Annotated in this window: 18 protein-coding genes and 1 pseudogene; 1 reads left to right on the top strand and 18 read right to left on the bottom strand. The window is 72.8% G+C overall.

What is annotated here, in order from left to right; all coding sequences use genetic code 11:
- Window positions 1-2 precede the first annotated feature (2 nt).
- The 16 genes and pseudogenes from AC07DA_RS11000 to AC07DA_RS10925 all read right to left on the bottom strand — a co-directional run bounded on the left by AC07DA_RS11000 (window position 3) and on the right by AC07DA_RS10925 (window position 13,741).
- Entirely contained in the window at window positions 3-827 is an 825-nt protein-coding gene (locus tag AC07DA_RS11000) for an SAM-dependent methyltransferase (RefSeq protein ID WP_479126673.1), read from the bottom strand.
- A 38-nt stretch (window positions 828-865) separates the two neighbouring features.
- The gene (locus AC07DA_RS10995; RefSeq protein WP_479126671.1) at window positions 866-2,125 is read right to left on the bottom strand and encodes a cytochrome P450 family protein; all 1,260 of its coding nucleotides are present in this window, start codon (window positions 2,123-2,125) and stop codon (window positions 866-868) included.
- Window positions 2,126-2,127: 2 nt separating this feature from the next.
- The gene (locus AC07DA_RS10990) at window positions 2,128-2,472 is read right to left on the bottom strand and encodes an antibiotic biosynthesis monooxygenase family protein (RefSeq protein WP_479126669.1); all 345 of its coding nucleotides are present in this window, start codon (window positions 2,470-2,472) and stop codon (window positions 2,128-2,130) included.
- Window positions 2,469-2,762 (bottom strand): antibiotic biosynthesis monooxygenase family protein, encoded by a 294-nt coding sequence (locus AC07DA_RS10985; protein ID WP_479126734.1) that lies wholly within the window; start codon window positions 2,760-2,762, stop codon window positions 2,469-2,471. Before AC07DA_RS10985 ends, AC07DA_RS10990 begins: the two co-directional genes overlap by 4 nt.
- 34 nt (window positions 2,763-2,796) lie before the next feature.
- The gene (locus tag AC07DA_RS10980) at window positions 2,797-3,546 is read right to left on the bottom strand and encodes an SDR family NAD(P)-dependent oxidoreductase (RefSeq protein WP_479126667.1); all 750 of its coding nucleotides are present in this window, start codon (window positions 3,544-3,546) and stop codon (window positions 2,797-2,799) included.
- 28 nt (window positions 3,547-3,574) lie between these two features.
- Complete coding sequence (locus AC07DA_RS10975; protein ID WP_479126732.1) at window positions 3,575-4,291, bottom strand: SDR family NAD(P)-dependent oxidoreductase; 717 nt, start codon at window positions 4,289-4,291, stop codon at window positions 3,575-3,577.
- A 30-nt stretch (window positions 4,292-4,321) separates the two neighbouring features.
- Window positions 4,322-4,771 (bottom strand): annotated as a pseudogene (locus tag AC07DA_RS10970) (SRPBCC family protein); the annotation flags it as partial.
- Entirely contained in the window at window positions 4,771-5,034 is a 264-nt protein-coding gene (locus AC07DA_RS10965; RefSeq protein WP_479126665.1) for an acyl carrier protein, read from the bottom strand. The pseudogene AC07DA_RS10970 and the gene AC07DA_RS10965, both read right to left, overlap by 1 nt.
- Before the next feature lie 38 nt (window positions 5,035-5,072).
- Window positions 5,073-6,341: a ketosynthase chain-length factor gene (locus AC07DA_RS10960; protein ID WP_479126663.1), complete on the bottom strand. Its 1,269-nt coding sequence runs from the start codon at window positions 6,339-6,341 to the stop codon at window positions 5,073-5,075.
- Complete coding sequence (locus AC07DA_RS10955) at window positions 6,338-7,624, bottom strand: beta-ketoacyl-[acyl-carrier-protein] synthase family protein (protein WP_479126661.1); 1,287 nt, start codon at window positions 7,622-7,624, stop codon at window positions 6,338-6,340. Before AC07DA_RS10955 ends, AC07DA_RS10960 begins: the two co-directional genes overlap by 4 nt.
- Window positions 7,621-8,052 (bottom strand): cupin domain-containing protein, encoded by a 432-nt coding sequence (locus AC07DA_RS10950; RefSeq protein ID WP_479126659.1) that lies wholly within the window; start codon window positions 8,050-8,052, stop codon window positions 7,621-7,623. Before AC07DA_RS10950 ends, AC07DA_RS10955 begins: the two co-directional genes overlap by 4 nt.
- Entirely contained in the window at window positions 8,049-8,420 is a 372-nt protein-coding gene (locus AC07DA_RS10945) for a TcmI family type II polyketide cyclase (RefSeq protein WP_479126657.1), read from the bottom strand. The genes AC07DA_RS10950 and AC07DA_RS10945 overlap by 4 nt, the downstream gene beginning before the upstream one ends.
- A gap of 200 nt (window positions 8,421-8,620) precedes the next feature.
- Window positions 8,621-10,543 (bottom strand): AfsR/SARP family transcriptional regulator, encoded by a 1,923-nt coding sequence (locus AC07DA_RS10940; protein ID WP_479126655.1) that lies wholly within the window; start codon window positions 10,541-10,543, stop codon window positions 8,621-8,623.
- A 338-nt stretch (window positions 10,544-10,881) separates the two neighbouring features.
- A complete protein-coding gene (gene asnB / locus AC07DA_RS10935) occupies window positions 10,882-12,762 on the bottom strand; it encodes an asparagine synthase (glutamine-hydrolyzing) (protein WP_479126653.1) in 1,881 nt (626 codons plus the stop codon).
- Entirely contained in the window at window positions 12,759-13,298 is a 540-nt protein-coding gene (locus AC07DA_RS10930; RefSeq protein WP_479126651.1) for a PNPOx family protein, read from the bottom strand. Before AC07DA_RS10930 ends, asnB begins: the two co-directional genes overlap by 4 nt.
- Window positions 13,295-13,741, bottom strand: coding sequence for an anthrone oxygenase family protein (locus AC07DA_RS10925; protein ID WP_479126649.1), 447 nt, complete (start codon window positions 13,739-13,741; stop codon window positions 13,295-13,297). Before AC07DA_RS10925 ends, AC07DA_RS10930 begins: the two co-directional genes overlap by 4 nt.
- 249 nt (window positions 13,742-13,990) lie before the next feature.
- Between AC07DA_RS10925 and AC07DA_RS10920 the strand changes: the two genes are divergently transcribed.
- Window positions 13,991-15,568, top strand: coding sequence for an FAD-dependent monooxygenase (locus AC07DA_RS10920; RefSeq protein WP_479126647.1), 1,578 nt, complete (start codon window positions 13,991-13,993; stop codon window positions 15,566-15,568).
- Between the two features lie 241 nt (window positions 15,569-15,809).
- Here the strand turns inward: AC07DA_RS10920 and AC07DA_RS10915 are convergent, their stop codons facing one another.
- Together AC07DA_RS10915 and AC07DA_RS10910 are read right to left on the bottom strand one after the other, a co-directional pair.
- Window positions 15,810-17,513: an FAD-dependent oxidoreductase gene (locus tag AC07DA_RS10915; RefSeq protein ID WP_479126730.1), complete on the bottom strand. Its 1,704-nt coding sequence runs from the start codon at window positions 17,511-17,513 to the stop codon at window positions 15,810-15,812.
- Entirely contained in the window at window positions 17,423-18,463 is a 1,041-nt protein-coding gene (locus AC07DA_RS10910) for a methyltransferase (RefSeq protein ID WP_479126645.1), read from the bottom strand. The genes AC07DA_RS10915 and AC07DA_RS10910 overlap by 91 nt, the downstream gene beginning before the upstream one ends.
- Window positions 18,464-18,574: the final 111 nt, after the last annotated feature.

Below are 18,574 nucleotides of genomic sequence, written 5' to 3'. Positions count from 1 at the left end.
GGTCACCCGCCCGGCTTCAGAGCCACCCCGGCCAGCATCGCGAGTTCCGGGTCGGGGGACTCCGCCGGTTCCGGACGCCACAGCGGGGCCCGGACCACGCCGGGGCTCACCAGCTCCCAGCCCTCGAACAGCGCGGCGAGTTCCCGGTTGTCGCGCCAGATGACCTGGCTCACCGCGCCCCGGTACTGCTCGGCCGCCTCCGGCGCCGCCCTCGGGACCTCCTCCGCTCCGGCGTGCGAGATCACCAGGGCGCTGCCGGGTGCCAGCCGCTCGGTGTACCGGCGCACCAGGGCGAGCGGATCGTCGCCGTCCGGGACGAAGTGCAGGACGGCGGCGAGGATCAGCGCGACCGGCCGGTCGAAGTCGATCAGCCGGCGGGTGTCCTCCGCTCCCAGGATCTCCTCGCACTTGTACAGGTCGCCCTGGAAGACGGCCGCCCGGGGCTCGTCGGCGAGCAGGGCCCGGCCGTGCGCGACGGCGACCGGGTCGATGTCGACGTAGACGACCTTGCTGTCCGGGTGGGCGGCGAGGGCCACGTCGTGCACGTTGCCCTCGGCCGGGATGCCGGAGCCTATGTCGAGGAACTGCCGTATGCCGAGCGCGGCCAGCTCGCGTACCGCGCGGCGCAGGAAGGCCCGGTTGGCCCGGAGGGTGGCGGGGAGGCCGGGGTTGCCGGCCGCGACCTTGCGGGCGAGTTCCCGGTCCGCCGGAAAGTTGTGGGTGCCGCCGATCCAGTGGTCGTAGACGCGAGCGATGCTCGGGGTGTCGATGTCGACTTCCGGCGGGGCCCAGGCGGGGCGCTCGGGTCGGGTGTCCTGACGTTCCACGGGTGTCTCCTCCAGTAGGGGCGGGGCGGGGTCGGCACTCACGCCGTGAACACCGGGAGCTCTTCGAGGCCGCGCATCATCAGGCTGCTGCGCCAGCGCAGGCGGCCCGGGTCCTCGGCGAGCCGGAGCCCGGGGAAGCGCGCGAGGAGGCGGCTGAGCACGATCCGCCCCTCCAGCCGGGCGAGCGGGGCGCCCAGGCAGTGGTGGATGCCGTGGCCGAAGGCGACGGAGGCGGTGTGGGCGCGGGTGATGTCCAGCCGGTCCGGGTCGGGGTAGCGGGCCGGGTCCCGCCCTGCGGCACCGAGCGAGATGGTCACGAACTCGCCCTCGGGGATGACCACCGAGCCGACCCGGACGGGTTCGGTGGTGAACCGCCAGGTGGCGTTGGTGACCGGACCGTCGTGGCGGAGGAACTCCTCGACGGCCGCGGGCCACAGCGACTCGTCCGCGGCGAGCTGCTGCCGCACCCCGGGGTGGGTGAGCAGGGACAGGGCGCCGTTGCCGATGAGGTTGACCGTGGTCTCGTGGCCGGCCACCAGCAGCAGGAACGCCATCGAGATCAGCTCGTCGGACGACAGCCGGTCGCCGGCGTCCTGTGCGTGCACCAGGTCGGTGAGCATGTCGTCGGCCGGCTCGGCCCGCTTGTCCTCGATCAGCGCCTCCAGGTACGCGATCACCGACGCGCTGGCTTCGCGCACCTCGTCGGTGCCCGCGCCGGAGACGAGCAGGTTGGACCAGCGACGGAAGGCGGCCCGGTCGTCCGGGGGCACTCCTAGCAGCCAGCAGATGACCGTGAACGGCACCGGGAAGGCCAGCGCCTCCATGAGGTCCGGCCGCTCGTGCCGGGCCATGGCGTCCAGCAGTTCGTCGGTGAGCCCGGTGATGCGCGGCCGCAGGGACTCGACCCGGCGCGCGGTGAAGGCCCGGGCGACGAGCCGGCGCAGCCGGGTGTGGTCCGGCGGGTCGCTGTCCAGCATGTGCACGCTGAGCACGTGCGGGAACTGGCTGCGCTCCCCGGACTCCGCCAGGAACTCCCGCTGCTTGTCCGGATCGGCGAAGTTCCGCGGGATGAGGTCCCGGCCGATGCGCATGTCCTTGCTCAGCCGGGGGTCGGCGAGCAGTGCCCGGGCGTGCTCGTATCCGGTGACCAGCCAGGTGCGCAGGCCGTTCGGCGTCGTCACGGGCACGGCGGGCGCGGCGCGCCGCAGCCCGGCCAGCGCCTCGTGCGGGTTCTCGTGGAAAGCGGGGGTGAACAGGTCGATCGGCGGGGCGGTTCGCCCGGCCTGCGTGCGCGCCATGCTCAGACTCCTTCCGTGACGTCGGCGGCGGCCCGGTCCCCCGCGTAGCTGGCGAGCTCCCGGTAGATCTCGAAAGGCCGCTCCCGGCCCGTGTCGCGCAGCGGCCGCAGCGGTGCGGTCTGCTCCTTGTGCGCGCAGCCGCTCTCCCAAGCGGTGAACGCCTCCCAGTCCGACCAGCGGCTGACCACGACGTAACAGCGCGGATCACCGACGGCGTGCAGCAGCTTGTTGCCGAGCAGGCCGGCGGTGCCGGTCATCCGGCGGCTGGCCTCGTGGTACGCGGGCAGCACGCGGTCCGGGTCGTCGCTCAGGTGGTAGAGGACGACCTCGATGGCGCCGCCGGTCACGACGCGGCGCCGGACAGGGCGGCGACCACGTGCATGGTCGTCATGGAGCCGCCGCTGCGGTACGGGTGCAGCTTCTGGCGGTGCTGCAGATGCCGGTCGCTGGTCTCGAACTCGCGGAACAGCGGCTCGTTCGTCCAGTCGCTGACGATGTAGTAGACGCCCTCCTCCTCGGTGCTGCGGGACAGCCACTGGCCGAGGTTGGCGGGGTGGGTGGTGACCGAGTCGCCGACCTCCAGCCACACCCTCTCGAAGTCGTTCTCCATACCGGGCTTGATCTGCATGCGCAGCATGACCCGGAAGACCTTCCCGGCGCTCTCGGGCACGTCAGATCCCCCCGTCGACGTTGAGGGTCTCGCCGGTGACGTAGGCGGCGGCGTCGGAGAGCAGGAACAGCACCGGGCCGGCGAGCTCCTCGACGGTACCGAGGCGGGCGAGGGCGGTCTTGCGGGAGTACGTGGCCCGCAGTCCGTCGGCGCGGTCGGCGGGCATCGCGGCGAAGGCCTCCGTCTCGATGACGCCGGGGGCGACGACGTTGACCCGGATGCCCTGCGGGCCGAGTTCCTTGGCGAGGGAACGGGTCAGCCCGATCATGGCTGCCTTGGCGGCGGTGTAGTGGGCGCGCAACGGGATGCCCGCGGCGGCCCCGCGCGAGCCGATGTTGACCACCGAGGCGCCGGTGCCGAGCAGCGGCAGCGCCTGCTGGATGATCCGGTAGGCGGCGGTGAGGTTGGTGTCGAGGATCCGGGACCATTCGTCGGCGGGCAGCTCGGCGAACGGGATGTGGCTGATCACGCCCGCGTTGTTGACGATCCCGTCGAGCCGGCCGAAGCGGTCCCCGGCCTCGCCGACGAGGCGGTCGGCCTCGGCGGTGTCGCCGAGGTCGGCGCGGATGACATGGTGGTCGCCGACCGTCTCCTTCAGCGCGGCGGTCAGGCTGTCGACGGCCTCGCTCTCCTGCCGGTAGCAGGTGAGGACGTCGGCGCCGGCCCGGGCGGCGGCGAGGACGATGCCCCGCCCGATGCCCCGGGTGCCGCCGGTGACGAGCAGTTTCCTGCCGTGCAGTGCGATGTCCACTGGGTTTCCCTCCATGACTGGCCGCAGCTCAGACGCAGCCGTCGACGTGGATGTTCTGGCCGGTGACGTATCCGGCGTGGTCGCTGATCAGGAACAGCACCGTGCGGGCGATGTCGTCGACGGTGCCGAGCCGGCCGAGCGCGGTGAAGGAGGCGAAGGCGGCGCGCTGCCGCTCGGCCTCCTCGGCGGGCAGTTCGTCCAGTGCCTCGGTGGCGATACGGCCGGGAGAGACGGTGTTGACGCGGATGCCGCGCGGCCCGACTTCCCGGGCCAGCGAGCGGGTCATGCCGACCAGCGCGGACTTGACGGCGGTGTAGTGGACGCCGCCGGCCATGCCGATGAAGGCGACCGTGGAGCCGATGTTGACCACCGAGGCGCCGGCGCCGAGCAGTGGCAGGGTGCGCTGGGTGACCAGATGGGTGGCGGTGAGGTTGCCCTGGAGGGTGGCCGCCCACTCGGCGGGTGAGAGGTCGGCGTACGGCTGCGGACGGAAGGCGGCGGCGTTGTTCACGACGGCGTCCAGTCCGCCGAGGCCCGTCTCACACGCGGCTGCCAGCCGGTCCACGTCCGTCGCGTCGGCGGCGTCGGCCCGCAGCACCTGGTGCTTGCCCGGAGTGCCGGCCAGTTCCTCCTCCAGGGTGGCGACGGCCGGGCCGGGGGTGCGGTAGCAGGTGACGACGTCGGCGCCGGCCCGGGCCGCGGCGAGGACGATGCCCCGCCCGATACCGCGGCTGCCTCCGGTCACCAGGACGCGCCTGCCCCGCAGTTGCCGTCCGGCCCGGGCCGCGGTCTCCACCTTGGCCTTGATCAGGCGCATCTGGACGGTGGTGTTGCGGTTGAGCCTGGCGGTCATGGCGGCGTCGTCGACCGGAGCGTCGGGCTTCATCGCGAAGTCCTGGATCCAGCGCATCCGTACGCCGCCGGGCACCTGCTCGTACTCCCAGCGGATGTTCATGTACCGGAAGGGGCCGGTCTCGACGCGGCGGGCCACGACGGTGCGGGTGGCCGGGTCGGGGGTGCGCTCGGAGACCCAGCTCCAGACCGTGCCGTTCTCGTCCGGGTGCAGGGCGAGGCGGAAGGTGACCGTGTCACCGTCCCGGCCGAGGATCTCGGCGGAGGCGTACTCGCTGAACAGCCGCGGCCAGGCGGCCACGTCGTTCGTCATCGTCCACACCAGGTCCATCGGTGCCTCGACGACGACCGCGTTGTCGGTGTGTCCTGCCATCAGACGCGGACCTCCGTGAGCCGGGCCCGGACGTAGGCCAGGGCCTCGCGCGGGGTGTGGGTGTGCGCCAGGTCGCCGTCGGGAATCTGGATGCCGTACTCGCGCTCGATGCGGTTGACGAGCTCCAGCAGGGCCAGGGAGTCGTAACCGAGGTCGGCGAACGCGGTGTCGGCGAAGTGCTCGCCGTCCAGGTCGGTCTGCTCGTCGACACCGCCGCTCGCGCGCAGGAGCCGCCGGATGTCGTCGAAGGTGAACTCCGCCATGAGTTACTGCCTTTCGTACGTCGTGGGTGGTGGGCCGGTCACTTGGTGCGGACGTCGCGGTCACCGGCGCCGAGGACCAGCGCGGAGGTGAAGCCGCCGTGGCCGCGGGCCAGGACCAGGGCGGTACGCGGGTCGGTCTGGCGAGGCCGGTCGAGGACGAGGTCGATCTCGCAGCCGGGGGCCGTCCTGCCGAGCCCCGCGGTGTGCGGGACCACACCGGCGCTCAGGGCGAGCAGCGCGGTCGCCACGTCGAGCGCGGCGCCGCCCGCGTACAGGCGCCCGGTGAGGGTCTTGGGAGCGGTCACCGGTACGCCGCCGGGGCCGAAGACCTCGGTGATGGCGCGGGCCTCCGCGAGGTCCTCGGCGGGGATGCCGCAGGCGTCGGCGAAGACCACGTCGACGTCACCCGGGGCGAGCCCGGCGTCGGCGAGGGCACGCCGGACGACGGACGCCTGCACGGAGTGGCGGGCGGTGGTGCCGTCCGCGGCGGGGTCGAACCCGGCCGCGTAGCCGAGCAGTTCGCCGTAGGCCGGGACGCCGCGGGCACGGGCCGCCTCGGCCGTCTCGACGACGAGGATGGCGCCGCCCTCACCCGGGACGAAGCCGGAGGCGGCCGCGTCGAAGGGCAGGTAGGCCCGGGCGGGGTCGTCCTCGGTGGACAGCCGCCCGCTGGACATCTGCGCCACCAGGCCGTACGGGCAGAGCGAGGCGTCGGTGCCGCCGCTGAGCACGAGCCGGGAACCGGTGTCCAGCAGCCGCCGCGACTGGCCGAGGGCGTCGAGACCGCCGGCCTGCTCACCACAGATGACCCCACAAGGGCCGCGCATGCCGTGCCGGATGGAGACCTGGCCGGTGGTGGCCGCGTAGAACCAGGCGATGGACTGGTAGGCGCCGACCCAGGAGGAGCCCTTCTGGTAGAGGTTCTCCATCTCGTGCTGCCCGAACTCGGTGCCGCCCGAGGAGCTGGCGGTCACGACCGCCATCTCGTACTCCGGCAGGTTCGCCGGGTCGGCGGCGGCGTCCGCGAGGGCGTCCTCGGCGGCGGCCAGCGCGAAGTGGGTGAAGCGGTCGGTCTGTGGGACGAGCCGTCCCGGCACCTGTCCACGGGCGCGGAATCCGGGCACCTCGCCCGCCACCCGGACGGGGTAGCCGGTCGGGTCGAAGCGGGTGATCCGGCCGAGGCCGCTCTTGCCCGCGAGCACCGACTCCCAGTGCCGGGCGGCGCCGATCCCGGTGGGCGCGACCACGCCGAGGCCGGTGACCACGGACCGGCCGCGGCGGCCGGGACGTATGCCGGAGGCGCTCATGCCGCCTCCCCGAGCCCGGACGCGGGCCGCCCCAGGACCATCGCCGTCTGGAAGCCACCGAAGCCGCTGCCCACGCTGAGCACCCGGTCCATGCGGTGTTCACGGGCCGTCACCGGCACGTAGTCGAGGTCGCACTCGGGGTCGGGGATGGACAGGTTGGCCGTCGGCGGCACGACCTGATGGCGCAGGGCCAGGGCGCAGGCGGCGATCTCCAAGGAGCCGATGGCGCCCAGCGAGTGCCCGATCATCGACTTGATGGAGCTGACCGGTACCTCGTGGGCCCGCCGGCCGAGACTGCGCTTGAACGCGGCGGTCTCGTGCCGGTCGTTCTGCTTGGTGCCCGAGCCGTGCGCGTTGATGTAGTCGATGGCGCCGGGGTCGAGCCGCGCCCGGTCCAGGGCAACCCGGATGGCCTCGGCCATTTCCCGGCCGTCGGGCTTGAGGCCGGTCATGTGGAAGGCGTTGCTGCGGCCGGCGAAGCCGAGGATCTCGGCGTACACGGTGGCGCCGCGGCGCCGCGCGGACTCCAGTTCCTCGATCACCATGACGGCGGAGCCTTCGCCCAGGACGAAACCGTCGCGCCGTCCGTCGAAGGGCCGGGAGGCGTGTGCGGGGTCGTCGTTGTTGGCGGTGGTGGCCTTGATGGCGTCGAAGCAGGCGGAGGTGATCGGTGACAGCGGGGCGTCGGTGGCGCCGGCCAGCACGATGTCGGCCGTGCCCTCCTCGATCAGCTGGACGCCGTGTCCGATGGCGTCCAGGCCCGAGGTGCAGCCGGTGGAGATCAGCGCGACCGGACCCTCGGCGCCGGCCTGCCGGGCCACCTCGACGGCGAGGGTGCTGGGCACCATGTAGCCGTACAGGTGGGGGACGCCGTAGCTGTGGTCGACCAGCCAGTCGCGGCCGCCGTCGGACAGGACCGCGTACTCCTCCTCCAGGCCCATGGTGCAGCCGACGGCGCTGCCGATGCTCACGGCGACCTTCTCCGGGTCGGCGCCGGGCAGTTCGATGCCGCTGTCCGCGACGGCCTCGCGGGCGGCGACCACTGCGAACTGGCCGGCCCGGTCCATCCGGCGGGTCTGCTGGGGGGAGAGCCCCGCGGCGAGCGGGTCGAAGTCGCACTCGGCGGCGACCTGGGAGCGGAATCCGGCCGGGTCGAACAGGCTGATGCGGCGGGTGGCGGTGCGGCCGGCCGTGAGCAGGTCCCAGTAGGCGTCCCGCCCGATCCCGCCGGGTGCGACGGCACCCACCCCGGTGATCACCGCTCGTCGGTGCGGCGCCGTCATCGGCCCGCTCCCACGTCGGGGTTGCCCGCGGACGCGTCGAGCGGCTGCTCGGTGTCGACGTGGCCCAGTTCGGGGCGGGGTGCGAGCGGGGAGAGGTGGAAGACCGCCTCGGCCGGTACGGACCCGGTGTTGACCAGGCGGTGGCGCACCCCGATGGGCACCAGCAGGGAGTCGCCGGGGCCCAGCTCGACCGGGGCGCCGCCGTCCAGCGTCATCTCCAGACGGCCTTGCACCACGTGCAGGAACTCCTCGGAGTACGGGTGGTAGTGCTCGGTGACGTGGTGGCCGGGGGCCAGCCGCAGCACTCCGCCGAAGCCGGAGGTGCAGCCCACGGTCCTGGGGCTGAGGGTGACGCGGATGTCGCCGCCGCGCTTGGTGTTGGCGGCGACTTCGTGCGCCGAGACCCGGGTGGTGGCGGGGGCGCTCATCGGGCACCGCCCAGGTTCGCCGAGCGCGGGGCGCTGGTCCGCGGGCCCTGCTGCGGCGTCCAGGAGTAGAAGGGCACGGCCATGGCGTCCTTGGGTTCGCGCCAGTCGGGGTCGTAGGGCGAGATGAACTCTCCGAGCCGGGTGTTGATCTCCTCGTAGAGCGGGTGGCTGCGCGCCTTGTACAGGTTCGGCGCGATGTCCTGGTCGGCCTCCACCAGGTGGAAGTACAGGTTGTGGAACGCGAACAGCGTCCGCCTCGACACCCCCACCAGATGCGGCAGTTCCGTACGGTCCGAATCGGCGAAGACCTGCGCGACGCCCTCGGCGTCGGCGAGGTCCATCCTCGCCACGATCAGCGTGCGGTGCACGATGCCCTCCCGGCTTGTCGGTTCTGTGTTCACCCTGGTCGGCGGGGGTCGAGACGCCCTCGAGGGCGCCTGGAGAACCGCTGACGGGCCCCGGTGCGGGGGCCGTGGCCGGGCGGACCGCCGGGGGAGGGGAAGCTCACGGCAGCGCGAAGGCCCGCCGCACCCCGGGTGCGGCGGGCCTTCGCGTGCGTCGTGTCGCTCTAGCGGACGCCCGCCCGCTTCATCAGCGTGACGCGGGAACCGGTGCGTCCGACGACGCCCGAGGAGGCCGTCCGGCTGACCGGTACCTCATTCCCGGACGCGCCCCGCAGGAGCAGGACCAGGGCCTGCCGGGTGAGCCGGGGCACGGCGTACAGCAGTTGGGCGTCCGCCGTCAGGTGCTCTTGGACGAGGTGGACGTCGACGAGGTACTCCAGGAGCGTCTCGGCGTCACCGATGCCGGGGCGCAGCCGCGCCACCACCTCGTCGAGGCTCCACCGGGGCCGCTCCCGCTGGAGCAGCAGGCGCAGCAACTCCTGGGAGGAGGCGGACAGATGCCGGTAGCTGGCGGCCACCGTGGTCATCAATGACTGTGTGCCCGCCGGGAGTTCGAGGAGCATGCGGTGGTTGCCGCGCAGCCGCAGCGCCAGCCGGGCCGCCGACCAGCCGGGCCGCGCGGTGAGCCGGCCCGCCACCGCCCTGATCGCCAGGGGCAGTCCCTCGCACTGCCCCATGAGCTCCTGCACGGCGGCGGGGTCGTCCTGCCGCGAGCGCTCCCCGGCGACCCGGTCGTAGAGCCGCAGGGACTCCTCGGCCGACAGGGCGGGGAGGACGATCTTGCGGCCGGTGGAGAGGCTGTGCGCCCGGTAGCGGTTGGTGGCGATCACCGCGCATCCGGAGCCGCCCGGCAGGACGGCACGGATCTGGGAGGCGGTGAGCACGTCGTCGACGACCACCAGCACCCGGCGGTCCGCGGTCCAGGTGCGGAAGAGTCGGCTCAGCTCGTCGAGCCCGGCGGGCTGCTTCTCGCGCTGGATGCCGCAGGCGGTGAGGCAGGCCGACAGCACGTCGGCGAGCTGCTGGGAGCCCTCGCCGACGGCGGACAGGTCGATGAAGAGCTGTCCGTCAGGGAAGCGCGGGCGCAGCCGGTGCGCGGCGCGTACGGCGAAGGCGCTCTTGCCGACGCCGGGCGGACCGTGCACCTCCACGACCCGCATGCCGGTGCTGGCCCGGTCCTTGCCGAGGAAGGTCTCCAGCTGGTCCAGTTCGCGTTCCCGTCCGACGAAGTCAGCCCCGTCGGGGGGAAGCTGGGCCGGACCGGGCACGAGCCGGCGCACGCCGGGTGCGGTGTCCGCCTTGGCCGTGGCGGCCGGTGACCTGGTGAGGTGGCCGCGGTCGGCGAGCACCTCCTGGTGGAGCCGCTGGAGCTGAGCGGAGGGCTCCAGGCCGAGTTCCTCGACGAGATGGCTGCGCAGGGTGCGGAAGGTGCTGAGGGCGTCCGGCCGGCGTCCGCAGCGGTGCAGGGCCCGCATCAGCTGTCCCGCGAACGCCTCGTGGGTGGGGTGGGCGCGGAAGGCCTCCGACAGCTCGTCCAGCATGGCGTGGTGGCGGCCGAGTTCGAGCTCCAGGGAGAAACGTTGCTCCTGAACGCTCTTGCGGCGTTCCTCCAACTGGGTCGACCAGGCCGACAGGCGGCGTCCGGTGCTGATATCGACGAGCGCGCCGCCCTGCCACAGGGAAAGGGCGTTCTTCAGGGTGCGGGCGGCCTCGTCCGCGTCGCCTCGGCGGAGTTGTGCCATGCCCTGTTCCGCGACTTGGTCGAACCGGTAGGCGTCCACCGAGTGCTTGGGCAGACGCAGTTCGTAACCGCCCACCCTGGTCAGGAGTGCGGGGCAGCCGTGCGGTGGACGGGAGCCGAAAGGCGCGCCGTGCTGTCCGGTGACCAGCAGCAGTCTGCGGCGCAGCTGATAAATGTAGGTTTGCAAGGTGGTCAGCGCGCTGAGCGGCGGGCGGTCCTCCCACAGCTCTTCGCAGAGCTGGTCCACGCTGACCAGCGAGTTGGCATTGAGCACCAGCAGGGCAAGCACCTGACGCAGCTTGGGAGCGGACGGTGTGACGTCCTCTCCGTTCCTGCGTACTCGCATGGAGCCCAGCAGACCGATCTCTATCACTGCATTCCCCCTGAGTGCGCCGCCCGGGTGGGGTGGCGGCGGTTATCGGTTGTTCACCTTCCTGCGTCGCTCGTTTTTTAGCGAAACATGCCTGGTCTGGATATGCGGAAAGATTGCATTCCTTTTACCAGGTCGTTCAGCGGAAAAAGAAGTTGAATCCAGCAAAAATTCTGCGGGCGCCCCGGGGTGGAATAGGGAACTCCACCTCTGATCAATTGCCGCATTTTCGTTCCTCTGTCAGGCATCCTATGGTGCTGCGCACATGGATGACAAGATGCACATTTCCTCCGAGGTGTGGCGTTCCGCACGCCTCACGGAGTCAGCTCGACCCGGTACTCCGCCAGCCAGGTGTTGAGCTGCAGCACCATCTCCATGCTCGCCCGCTCCACCCACGCGAACGCCCCGCGGGGAGCCGCCGCCGCGCCCAGCGCCGCCCGGGTCGCCCCGGCGTCCAGCAGCGGGGCGACCGGTGCCGACCGGTCGGCGGCCACGTCCCCGAAGCGGTGGCGCACGAACTCGCCGTAGGCCGCCTCCTGGACGGTCGGGTAGGCGCTCTTGGGCCGGTTGAGCACCCGCTCCGGCAGCAGGTCGGCCACGGCGGCCCGCAGCAGGCTCTTCTCCCTTCCGTTCACCCGCTTCAGCTCGGCCGGCACGTTGTACACGTACTCCACCAGCGCCCGGTCGCAGAACGGCGGGCGCAGCTGCACCCCGTGCGCCATGCTCATCCGGTCGGCCCGGTCCAGGTGGGTCGGGGCCCAGCGGGTCAGAGCCAGGTACGTCACCTCGCGTGCCCTGCGCTCGGCGGGGCCCTCCCCGGCCAGGTGCGGGACCTCGGTCAGCGCGTCGCGGTAGTGCTGGTCGGCGTACTCCATGAAGTCCAGCTCCTTGCGGAGCGTGCGGTCCACCAGCGAGCAACCGAGACCGCCCGCCGCGGCGTCGTGCCCGCGCTCGAAGGAGACCCACGGGAAGGTCGTGGAGTTGCTGTGGTCCGGGTCGTACGCCCAGAAGTAGCCGTTGAACACCTCGTCGGCCGTCTCCCCGGACAGCACGGCGGTGATGCCGGCGGCGCGCAGGGCCCGGAAGAACAGCAGCAGTGAGACGTCCATGTCACCGAGCGGGGAGGGCGCGTCCTGGCTGCGCAGAGCGGCGGCGTGCGTCTCCGGGTCGGCGAGCGCCGCCGTGTCCAGCAGGATCTCGGTGTGCTCGGTGCCGATGTGCTGCGCGGCCAGGGCCGCGTACGGCGCGTCAGGGGTGGCGCGCATGGTCGGGTGCGGCTCGAAGTTCTCCGCGTAGCCGGAGAAGTTCACCGAGAACGAGCGCAGCACGTCCCCGGCCGCCCGCCGCTCGCGGGCAGCGAGCGCGGTCAGCGCGCTGGAGTCGATCCCGCCGGAGAGCATCGCGCCGACCGGCACGTCCGCGCGCAGATGTGTGGCCACCGCCTCCGACAGCAGCCGGCGCACGGTGGCGACGGTGGTGTCCGGGCCGTCGGTGTGCGGCCGGGCGGGCAGCGACCAGTACCGCCGGTGACCCGTCCCCGGGGCGCGCACGGTCATGGTGTGGCCGGGCAGCACCTCGCGCGTGCCCCGGAAGACCCCGGTGCCCGGCTTGCGGCTGTGCGCGAACAGCTCCCTCAGCCCGTCGCCGTCGACGACCGGCCGTACCGCCGGATGCGCCAGCAGCGCCTTGGGCTCGGAGCCGAAGACCACCCCGGACGGAGTCAGGAAGTAGCACAGCGGCTTCACCCCCAACCGGTCGCGCACCAGCAGCAGTTCCTGCCGTCGTACGTCCCACACCGCCAGGGCGAACAGGCCCTCAAGCCGCTCCGGGAACGCGGCGCCCCACTCCAGGTAGGCGTGCAGCGCCACCTCCGCGTCGCCGCCACCGGTGAACCGGTGCCCCCGGGCGGTTAGTTCGCCGCGCAGCTCGGTGTGGTTGGTGACGGCGCCGTCCAGGGTCAGCACGGCCACCGGGTTCCCGGCCTCCGACTCCATCACGGCCGGCTGTGCCACGTGCTCGGGGTGCCCCGGGTCGAGCAGGGCGAGCCGCCGGTGAGCCAGCGCGGCGTGCCCCTCGATCCACTCGCCGAAGCCGTCGGGGCCGCGGTGCGCGAGCTCCGCCGCCATCGCCCGTACGGTGGGCGCCTCCGGTGTCAGGTCTCGCTCGAAGTCCACCCAGCCGGCGATTCCGCTCATCGTGGGATCCTCTCGTTCGCTGCGTCTGAAGTGGGGACGGGTGCTGTGGGGGCACCGCTCTGCGCCGGGAGGTGGGTCACCTCGACCAGCGACAGCCCGTGTCCGGTCACGGCCGCCCGGAACTCGTCGATCCCCGGTGCTCCTTCGCCGCGAACCGCGATGCCGAGCCGGCGCGGGGCCGCCTCGCCGTAGCGGCGGTACAGCTCCAGATAGCCGTGCGCGGTGCGCTCGGCGTCGTCGACCAGCGCGAACCGCACCGGCCGCCGCTGCCCGCGCCAGGTCAGCTCGCCCGCCGAGCCGCCCGCGAAGTTGTGCCGCCAGCCGCTGCCGGTCGCCACCACCAGCGCGCCGGCGAGGGGATGAATCCCGGCGGGCACGGTGTACGGCCGTCCGCTGCGCCGTCCCGTGAAGTGCAGCAGCGCGAGCCGCTCGGCCAGCGGACCGGGCGCGGACGCGGACAGCATCTGCCGCATCCGGGCGTCGGCCGCGGCCCGCTCCTCGCCCCCGGGCAGATCGCGTACGACGACAGGGCTCACGACACCACCACCGCGGCGGCCGTCAGCGCGCACCCCGCGATCGCGAGGCAGGTGCGCACCAGGTGCCAGCCGCGCCAGGCCGGACGGGGATCCCGCCAGCCGGGGCCCAGGTCCTCGGGCCGGGTCCGCTTGACGACCCGGTTGATCGGCACGTTCCGGGTCTGCGACACCACCGCCACCCCGGCCATGCACAGGGCGGCGACCGCGAACAGCACCCGGGGGACACCCGAGGCCCGGATCGCCAGCCCCACGTCCACGGCGGTGGAGCCGGTGACGATGAACGGCATGATCCGGTCGTAGCGCCTGCCGAGCAGGATGTGCGTGGACACGTACCGCTCCGGTGTCATCGCGATCAGCGCGGGCATCACGCTCACCGCGACCGCGAAGAGCACCCCCGCCACCAGGCCGGTGCCCGTCAGCACCAGCACACTCAAAGCCTCCACCACCGCTTCCGCCCTCCTTCGAACCGTGCGGCTCCCCAGGGTCTGTCCTCGGCCCCGTCATGGGCCCCTGTTGGGCCCGCGGTCGGCTCGAACGTGTCAGCCACTCCTCGGACGCCACTCGAATCCGCCTGGGAGCGTGTCCCTGCGCGGGCCTTCCGTTCGCCCGCGCCGCGAGCCGGGTTCGAGGTGCGGGGTGTTGCATCGGCCCGCCGGAAACGAACGCATCCCCACCACTTCCGAGGAGCCGGTATGGCGGACGAGACGACCGAAGTACTCATCGTGGGCGGCAGCATGGTGGGCCTCGCCCAGGCCCTGTTCCTCGCCCGGCAGGGCGTCCGGCCGCTGCTGGTGGAGCGGCACGCGGAGATCTCGGCGCACCCCCGGGCGCAGGCCGCGAGCCCGCGGACCATGGAGCTGCTGCGGGCACTCGGCCTGGAGGACGCGGTGCGGGCGCGGGAGAACCCGCACGCCCAGTACGGCGACATCCTCCAGGCGGAGTCGCTCACCGGCGCCGAACTCGGCCGCTTCGACGGCCCGTTCCGCCACGACCCGAACGACGTGGGCACCACCGGCTGGACTCTGATCGGGCAGGATCGTCTCGAACCGGTCCTGCGGGACCGGGCCGTGGAACTCGGCGCGGACATCCGGTTCGCCACCGAGATGACGGGATTCACCCAGGACGCGGACGGCGTCACGGCCGTCCTGCGCGACCTGGTCGACGGCTCCGAGCGGACGGTGCGGGCGCGGTACCTGGTCGCCGCCGACGGCTCACGGGCACCGATCCGTGCCGCGCTCGGCATCGGCCACCACGGGCCGGGCGTGTTCGGCCGGCAGATGAACATCGTCTTCCACGCCGACCTCGACCCGTACGTGGCGGGACGCACCTTCTTCCTCTGCTTCGTGAGCACCCCGACCGTCAAGGGCGTCCTGGGCAAGCTCGGGGGCGCCGACTCCGACCGGTGGGTGCTCGCGCCGAGTCTGCCGCCCGGCGCCGACCACCGCGCCTACGGCACCGATGACTGCGTGGAGCTGGTGCGGGCCGCCGTGGGCGTACCCGATCTGCCGGTCGCGGTGGAGTCGGCGACGAGCTGGGAGATCGCCGCGTGGGTGGCGGACCGCTTCCGCTCCGGGCGGGTGCTGCTGGCCGGTGACTGCGCGCACGTGATGCCGCCCACCGGCGGGTTCGGTGGCAACATGGGGATCCAGGACGCGCACAACCTGGCCTGGAAGCTCGCGCGGGTGCTGCGGCAGGAGGCGGGCCCCGGACTGCTGGACACCTACGAGCAGGAGCGGGCGCCGGTCGCGGAGTTCACCGTCGACCAGGGAGTCATCCGCTACCTCCAGCGCAGCGGCCTCGACGAGGCGGCCGCGGCCCGGCACCGCCCCGAGACCACGGTGCTCTTCGGCCACGTGTACCGCTCGGACGCCGTCATCGGCGAGCCGGGCGACGACGGCACCTCCGTGGTCGAGGACCCCACCGCCCCCAGTGGCCGCCCCGGCACCCGCGCGCCCCATCTCCCCCTGATCCGACAAGGCAAGGAGATCCCCCTCCACGACCTCCTCGACGGCGACTTCTGGCTGCTCGCGGGCCCGGACGGCACCACCTGGCAGGGAGCGGCGGCGACGCTCGGCCTGTCCTTCCACCGGGTGGGCACGGAGGAGACTCCCGCCGTGGTCGAGCGTTTCCTCACCCGCTACGGCGTTCGGGAAACGGGGGCGGTACTGCTCCGGCCGGACGGGTTCATCGCGTGGCGTGCCGACGGTGCGGTGAGTGATCCCGCCGGGTCGCTGACGGCGGTGCTCGACGCGGTGCTGCGGCGTGCGTGAGCCTTCGGCGCGTTGGGCTGGGCCGCCGGGCGGCCGCGGCGTCGTAGTGGCTCGTCGCGCAGTTCCCCGCGCCCCCTGACGCACGCTGCGCCTGCACACGACGGCCGCGGTGCTCCGAGAAGGAGCACCGCGGCCGTTTCACCGGGGGATGTGACGCCCCCACAGGGGCGCGGGGAACCGCGCGACCGGCCACAGCCGGCCCGCAGCCGCCCGACGACTCTCCGAGGCACCCCTGCGGCGCCTACACCCGGTCGAGGATCCCCCGCAGCGCAGCGATCGCCGCCCGGTCGGAAGCACCGCTGCGCCCGGCGGTCGTGCGCCAGCCGACGAACCCGTCGGGACGCACCAGAACCGCGCCACCGGCCAGCAGGCCGTACCGGCGGCGGAAGGACCCGTCCGGGTCCCACAGCCGGGTGCCGCGGCCGATGCGAACGACCCGCAGGCCGACCCCGAGCCGTTCGGCCTCCTGCTCCACCGCCCCGGTCCACGGGCCCGCCTCCTCGTCCACGAGCAGGGTGAACCCGCCGCCGTACAGGTCGATGACCGACACCGGCCCGTCGGGACCGTCGAGCCGGAGGTGGGGGGCGCGTGCCCCGGGCCGCGCGCCGGGATGCTCGGGGTCCTCCACGATCGAGTCGGGCGCCCCCTCCTCCACGGCGAAGGCGCCGGAGCGGTAGCAGTACCCGAACGTCACGGTCGTCTCGTCCAGCAGTTCGGCGGCGACCTCCTGGTACTGCTTCCCCTCTCGCACCGCGAACCGCAGCATCGCCTGTCGGACGGTCTCCTCGGCCACCGGCCGCCGCTCGGCGTCGTAGCTCTCCAGCAGTCCGGGCCCGGCCGTGCCGGACAGCACCAGGGCCAGCTTCCAGGCCAGGTTGTACGCGTCCTGGATGCCGGTGCTGGCGCCGAAGGCCCCGGTGGGCGGCATGACGTGGGCGGCGTCACCGGCGACGAACACCCGGCGGGTGGCGAAGGTGTCCGCCACGCGTGCGGAGATGTCCCACGCGGGCATGTCCACCGACTCGATCTTCAGCGGTAGATCGGGCACCCCGACCGCGGCCCGCACCAGGGCGGTGCAGCGCTCCTCGGTGAAGTCCTCGGCGCGCTGGCCGTGTTCGGGGAAGAAGGAGACGTTGATGACCCAGCGGCGGTCGTTGTCGATGGGGATGATCGTGCCGCGAACCTCGGGGTTGTTCACGTACGCCGCGATGATCCGGCGGCCGCGCAGCGCCTCGGTCAGGTCGGCCTCGAAGAAGAAGCTGACGAGGTTGGTGATGGTGCCCCGGCCGTGCGCCCCGATGCCCAGCATGGCGCGCAGCGGGCTGCGGCTGCCGTCCGCCGCGATCACGTAGTCGGCGTGGATCCGCCCACTCGCCCCGGTGGCCAGGTCGGTGGTGCTGACCAGGACGCCCTCACCGTCACCCGCGTCCTGCCGGATCGCGTCGACCCGGGTCGAGAAGCGGACGTCCGCGCCCGCCTCGACGGCCCGCTCCCGCAGGATGGGCTCCAGCTGGTTCTGGTCGATCAGTGTCCACTGGGTGGGGCTGATCCGCCCGATGTCCTCCGGGGATGCGTTGGGCATCCGCACGCGTTCCTTGCCGGCGAGGCTCTCGACGTGCACCAGGTCGGTGTTGCCGGAGATGGGGGAGCACCCGGCGCGTACCCGCTCCTCCATGCCGACCGCGCGGTACAGCTCCATCGTGCGCGGGTTGATGGCGCGGGCCTTGGGGTGCGTGGAGGTGTCGGGGTGGCGTTCCACCAGGGTGGCGGAGACGCCGTGGTGGGCGAGGAAGACGGCCGCGGACAGTCCGGTCAGCCCGCCTCCGACGATGAGCACAGGGGTCCGGTGCGGCTTCATGCTGCCTCCTTGTGGGCGGTGACCAGGGTGTGGGTGCCGAGCAGGGGCTGGGTGTCGCCGTCGGTGAAGCCGGCCCCGCGCAGCCAGGCACGGCAGTCCGCGACCCGGTACTCGGAGCCGTCGGGGCTGACCAGCCGCATGTGCAGACTGCTCAACAGCCGTTCCGGGTCGCTGCGGTCGTCGTCAATCATCCGGTCGTAGACGAGGACCGTGCCGCCGGGCCGCACCGCCTCGAAGACCCGGCCGAGCAGCTCGCGCCGCCGGGCGGTGTCGAAGCCGTGCAGAATGTGGCCGAGGACGACGACGTCGGCCGGCGGGATCGGGTCGGTGAAGAAGTCGCCGCCGGCGAAGGCGAGCCGGTCGGTCAGACCGAGGCCGCCGATGTGCTCGGTGAACAGCGGCCGGGTCCGCTCCAGGTCGAAGCAGATCGCGCGCAGATGCGGATGCGCCCGCACCAGCACGGCCGCGAGGTTGCCGCGCGCGCCGCCGAGGTCGACGAACGAGGAGTTGCGGCTCCAGTCGAGACGCCGGGCGATCTCTGCGCCCATCCGGTCGCTGTACGCGTCGAGACCGGCCAGGAAGCGCTTCATCTTGGCGGGGTCCTTGTGCCGGTCCCCGACGAAGCCGCCCTTGTCCGGGTCGAGGTGCTGCGGCTCGCCCGAGCGCAGTGCCTCGGTGAGCCGGCCCCAGGTGCCGTACAGCGTCTCGTTGGTGAGCTCGATGAAGCCGCCGAGGTAGGAGGAGGAGGCAGGCACCAGATAGGCCTGCGCCAGCGGGGAGTTGCGGTAGCGGTCCTCCTCGCGTTCCAGCAGACCGAGACCGACCAGGGCGTCCAGGAAGTCCGCCACCAGGCGGTGGTGGGTGCCGGTGCGCCGGGCCAGCTCGGCCGCGTCGGCGGGGCTCGCGGCGAGCGCGCCGAACACGCCGAGGGTCACGGCGCTGTGCAGCACCTTGGCGGCGCAGTCGGCAATGGTCAGCCGGATCAGCGGTCCGGGGTCGACCGCCGGGGCCGTCTGCGGGTCTTCGGTCGTTGTCACACGAGCCTCCTGGTCTGCCTCTGCCTGTGTCTGTGTGGGTGTCTCGGCCTGGGTCCTGCGTCGTACGGCTGTGCAGTGCCGACGATGGCCGGGAGCCGTCGATTCGGGCTC

The sequence above is a fragment of the Streptomyces sp. NPDC044921 genome (assembly GCF_056432865.1).
The sequence above is the reverse complement of the archived record's forward strand: the minus strand, read 5'-3'. Positions and strand labels throughout refer to the sequence as shown.